The 986-nt window shown below is 41.6% G+C and carries 1 pseudogene; it reads right to left on the bottom strand.

From position 1 onward, the window contains the following. Positions 1–986, bottom strand: a pseudogene (locus ACFIMU_RS08685) (hypothetical protein); the annotation flags it as partial.

Raw genomic sequence — 986 nt, 5'->3', positions numbered from 1 at the left:
GCTAGACCAATAGCAGCAGCTTGTCTTGCTTCTTTCCGAACATCCTGAATAGCATAATTCAATGTCTCAAACTTCATATCCGTATAGGATTTCGACTCGTTAACACCATCATTGACAAGACCACTAATTTTCTCATCCGTATACTTATTGGCATCTTCAAGAACTATCTTCATCTGCTCTTCAGTATAATCATGTAACTGACCACCATTAACAGCTTGCTGAGAACCTGTTTCAATCTTCCCTGCCGCTACATTGTCTATCATAACAGGTTCGCTGTCATTACCTCCTACTAACGTAATGCTATTGGTCTTTTTACCATCACTATCTTTATCATAGTTAACAACGCCATCTGTTACCGCTACTTCAATATTTTTCACATGTTGATCTATCGTATCTACTTTGTCTTCAACATCTTTTACTCTCTCATTCGTGCTCCAAAGCTGACCACCATTAACAACTTCTTGCGAGCCTTCTTCTATCTTACCATCCAATACATGCGTAATCTTACTCGACTTACCATCATGCTTCGCATCATACGCGCCTTCTTCTTCATTCCAATTCAAACCATTGCTCGCCACATTCTTCTCAACATCATGAATACGGTCGTTGATACTCGTCATACCATCACTAACACCATCAAAGGCTCCTGCTACATCATGATAGATCTTCTTTGCTGACGAACTACCATCAGAATTGAATTGCGCAACCTTGAATTCCGGAGCCCTCCATTCGCCACCTTCATAGCTAGCTCCTCCGCCTAAATACATCGCTAGCGTCTGATGCAAGGAATAAAGCTGAGAACCATTCACGGCTTCCGTCGAACCTTCAGAAAGTGTGCCCGCTTTCACGCCAGAGAGACTACGTGTATCACCATTCATGTTTGCAATTGTGATTGCACTACCCTCTTTTTCTCCACCTATCTTGATTACCTTCGTAGCATCATCCTGCTTAACAAGACTATCTCCTACAACTTTATTAATCTCATT

The sequence above is a fragment of the Bartonella sp. AC70YNML genome (assembly GCF_042196545.1).
Lineage (GTDB): Bacteria > Pseudomonadota > Alphaproteobacteria > Rhizobiales > Rhizobiaceae > Bartonella.
Note: the sequence above shows the minus strand (reverse complement) of the source record. Positions and strands in the feature narration are given on the sequence as shown.